This window comes from Shewanella pneumatophori (assembly GCF_023283895.1).
Taxonomy (GTDB): domain Bacteria; phylum Pseudomonadota; class Gammaproteobacteria; order Enterobacterales; family Shewanellaceae; genus Shewanella; species Shewanella pneumatophori.
Map to the genome: position 1 here is coordinate 1 of NZ_JAKILB010000028.1, position 4,938 is coordinate 4,938.

A 4,938-nucleotide genomic window follows, 5' to 3' on the forward strand; every position below is an offset into this window, starting at 1 on the left:
GACCTATGATATCGATAATGCCTTGGTGGACTTCCTCGCCGAAGGCGACACCATCACCTTCAGCTTTGATGTTACCGTCACCGATGCCAATGGCGCCTTCACCACTCAAACCGTCACCATGACCATTAACGGCACCAACGATGGACCAACAGCTAATGACGATACCAATGTCGTTAATGAAGCTATTAACGATGGAATAACCAGCGCTATAAGCGGGGAAGTAATTATTGGCATGGATCATGGGGCTGGTTATCAAGACATTGCCGATAGTGATCCCGAAAATCAAACATTGAATGTCGTTAAGGTTGAAAACTTCAACGGAGATATTATTGGTGATGGAGATACTCCAATTGGTAACAACATAGTACTTGTTGGGGAGTTTGGCACGCTAACTATTTCATCAGACGGTAGCTATAACTATCAGCTAGACGATAATAATGCGGTAATTAATGAATTAGATGATGGAGAAATTGAAACAGACACTTTCAATTATTGGGTTGAAGATACTCAAAACCAACAAGCGATGGCGACATTAACAATAACCATTAATGGAACCCGAACCCCCAACGCTCCAATCGTCACTATTGTTGATGATAACAATCCAGATAATGGCATACTAACAGCTCAAGAAATAGGAAATAACGATGTACAACTTTCAGCCAGCATAGATCATGATGAACTCACTAGTGGAGGCTTTGTTACATTAACAATTCTCAATGATGGGGTTGAATCAATTCTCACATTAACTTGGAACAGCAATACAAACTCACTTGATATTACCGGAGTCCAAAATAGTCAGTCAGACTTTGCTTACGATGCCAATACTGGAATGATTACATGGACAGAAAGTACACCTGATGCTACTGGTGACAGTATTACAGTTACTGCGACCCAAACTGACTTTGCAGGAAATGAATCAGCAGAAAGCACCGATACAGCTTTAATCGATTTAAGAAATTATGAATTTATTGTTGGTGGACCTGGAGATGATGTGATTGATGGAGATGACCAACATCAAATAGTAATCAGTGATACCACCTCCGTACAACCAGGAGAAAACTACAACCTTGCCTTCATTATAGATACTTCAGGGAGTATGGGAACTAGTGCGGTAAACACTGCGGCAGCTCAACTTGAACTCATCTTTAATCAATTGCTAAATAATCTTAATGACCCAAATAATACTGATCCCGGAACGGTAAATGTTCTACTCATTGAATTCGATACAGGGCTGCAACAGAGCATCTCGGTCAATCTAGCGGATCCAGGTGCGATAACAACACTTGAAGCCGCACTCAATGCTTTGCAAAATGGTGGCTGGACAAACTATCAATCTGCTTTCAATGCCGCTAGCGATTGGTTCGAGAGCGCCCCTATTCTTGCTAACGTAGGCTCGAACATTACCTATTTTATCACCGATGGTCGACCCACTAGGCCTGGCAGCGGCTCAACACCTTATAATCAAGCTGTAATTGCATTTAACGAACTAAACGCTTTATCTTTTGTTCAAGCTATTGGCTTAGGGGCAAACATAGATACCAACATCCTCGAAGATTTCGATAGCTTAGGTATGCCGCTTAACAATGTAGATGTCGACGACTTAGCAGATGCTATTCTATCGACTGACTTATTGCCAGGCAGCGATACCGTAAATACAAATGGAGGAGATGATATTATATTTGGTGATTTGGTTGAGTTTGATTCTATTCCAGGGCTACAAGCAGCCGACGCATTAACTCAATATGTTGCAAATCAAACAGGGCAACAGCTAGCTGATGTATCAGTTAACGACATTTCTATCTATATACAATCAAATTACCGTGAATTTGATATTTCAAGGACTGACGATCTTGGTGACACGCTAAATGGCCACCTAGGTAATGATATAATTTTCGGCCAAGGCGGTAATGACACCCTAAATGGTGGCAGTGGTAATGATATCCTTCTAGGAGGAGACGGCGACGATATTATGATAGGCGGCATAGGACAAGATCTACTCATAGGCGGCGCTGGTAATGATGAACTATATGGCGGTGAGCAACTTAACCCAGATGATAATGAACGAGACTTTTTCGAATGGGGGGGGAGCTCTGCTGATGGCAGTACTGATACGGTATTTGGATTCAACCATCAAATTGACACATTAGACCTATCCGATCTTTTAATTAATGAAGAAAATGGCAATCTAGAAGACTTCTTATCATTTAGCTTTAGTGGTGGTGACACGACTATCACCATCGACGCTGATGGCCTAGGTTCAGGCACTGATGGCGTTACAATCGTTCTCGATGGTGTGGATCTATCAAGCATCTATGGTTCTTCAGATGCCAGCACCATCATTAGCCAACTGATAAATGATGAAGCGTTAATTGTAGATCCAAATACTTCACCTTTTATTCCGCCATACAATCAATTTGATGACGGACTTAACCCACCTTAATATCAGTCAAAAGTTCAACTTCTAACTTGTCGAAATAAAACAGCCACTATATATAGTGGCTGTTTTATTTTCCTACCCAATCAACTCATTATTTCCAGCTAAAAAAACGTTAAAAAGCAGTGCCAAGAGTGCTGTCAAAAAATTGACCCAATATTTCAAACTGTATAACATTGGTTAACCAATCGTTATTACATTAAAATACTACTGCTATTAGTTGTTTTTGCAGGGAGCCAAACAATGAAGTCAATTATCACAACTCAGGTTGGGTATATTCTAAACCTTAACGGTGTCGTTACAGCCAATATTGACGGCAATACAAAACAACTAATTCAAGGCGACGTAATCCCTGCTGGTACCGACTTATTACTCGCAGATAGTAGCAGTATCCAAATAGAAAATAGTGATGGTTCGATTTTAACCTCAGAGCAAGCAACGTCGATAAGTGAAGATCAAGCTCTAGACGAAATAGCTGAGATTCAAGCGCTAATTGCTGCGGGTGAAGACCCAACCGAGGGGCCAGATACTGCAGCAGGCGGACAAACTGGTAATGAAGGCAGTTCAAGTCATGTATCAATTGCAAGGATTGGAGAGCAAACAATCGCTAGCAGTGGTTTTGATACGAATATACAACAGAATAACCAAAACACCGAAAACAACGACAGCCTTACTGCAAATGGCAATGCCTTTTTCGACTCGCCTACAGTTACTATTAATGACACTCAAACCATAACTGAAGATGGCATAGCGACCGGCAACGTACTCAATAACGATTCAGATATCGATAGCGATCTCAGTGTCACTAGCTTTGAAGTTAACGGTGAAACCTATGCAGCTGGCACCACGGTTGTGCTTGATGGTGGCTCACTTGTTATTAATGCCGATGGCTCCTATACCTTCACTCCAAATGCTGATTGGAACGGCACAGTCCCAGTAATTAGCTACACCACCAATACAGGTGAAACAGCCACACTGACCCTTGAAGTAACAGCGATTGATGATCCGAGTATTGTAGTTAACGACAGCCAAACCATTGCCGAAGATCAAGTGGCGACAGGTAATGTGCTGGCCAATGATTCAGATATCGATAGCGATCTCAGTGTCACTAGCTTCGAAGTTAACGGTGAAACCTATGCAGCTGGCACCACGGTTGTGCTTGATGGTGGCTCACTTGTTATTAATGCCGATGGCTCCTATACCTTCACACCCAATGCAGATTGGAACGGTACTGTCCCAGTAATTAGCTACACCACCAATACTGGTGAAAGTGCCACACTGACCCTTGAAGTAACAGCGGTAGATGATCCGAGTGTGGTGGCAAACGACAGCCAAACCATTGCCGAAGATCAAGTGGCGACAGGCAATGTACTGGCTAATGACTCTGATATCGATAGCGATCTCAGTGTAACTAGCTTTGAAGTTAACGGCGAAACCTATGCTGCTGGCACCACGGTTGCGCTTGATGGTGGCTCATTAGTCATTAATGCCGATGGCTCCTATACCTTCACACCTAATGCAGATTGGAACGGTACTGTCCCAGTAATTAGCTACACCACCAATACTGGTGAAACAGCCACACTGACCCTTGAAGTCGCCCCTATTGATGATCCAAGTATTGTGGTTAACGACAGCCAAACTATTGCCGAAGATGAAGTGGCTACAGGCAATGTGCTGGCGAATGATTCAGATATCGATAGCGATCTCAGTGTCACTAGCTTTGAAGTTAACGGCGAAACCTATGCTGCAGGCACCACGGTTGCGCTTGATGGTGGCTCACTTGTTATTAATGCCGATGGCTCCTATACCTTCACGCCCAATGCAGATTGGAACGGTGTAGTACCAGTAATTAGCTACACCACCAATACTGGTGAAACAGCCACACTGACTCTTGAAGTTACCCCAACTGTAGATGGTGCTCCGCAAGTCACTATCACAAGTGATATTGATAATGACGGTATCATTAATTCAGCCGAATTAAATGGTAGTACAGATGTTAATGCAACAATTGACTTAACAGGCACTGGCGCCCAAGTCGGTGATACTTTAACTGTCAATGGAACAGAAATAATCCTAACTCAAGAAGACATCAATAATGGCTCAATAGATGTCACTTTACCCTCTCCAGGGGAAGGTAATGAAATTGTCGTTGTAGCAACGATTACAGATCAAGCAGGGAACACCTCTGCTCCGGGCAGCGACTCAGCGACCTTAGACGCAATTGATGGCAATATAACTATCAGCCTCGCCGTTAATGATAATGCCGAAACAGCTAACATTTCAGGTACCACCACCGATGTGGCGCCGGGCACGACTGTGACCCTCACGCTTACAGATAGCGCAGGCACAGTACAAGTAGTCACCGGTGTGACGGTTAATGATGACGGCAGCTTTTCAATTGATGGCGTTGATATCTCAGGTCTAGTTGATGGTGATATCACGGTAAATGCCAGCGCAGATGATCGCAATGGCAACCCTGTAACAGACTCCGCCACCGACAACAT

2 protein-coding genes are annotated in these 4,938 nt (G+C 43.3%); both read left to right on the forward strand.

Translation table 11 applies throughout. The features are described 5' to 3' along the window. A partial coding sequence (locus L2740_RS21295) for a VCBS domain-containing protein (protein WP_248951996.1) occupies nt 1–2,440 on the forward strand: 2,440 nt, incomplete at its 5' end. Nucleotides 2,441–2,677: 237 nt separating this feature from the next. After that, nucleotides 2,678–4,938 (forward strand): retention module-containing protein (locus L2740_RS21300; protein ID WP_248951997.1); only part of this gene is annotated, 2,261 nt, incomplete at its 3' end.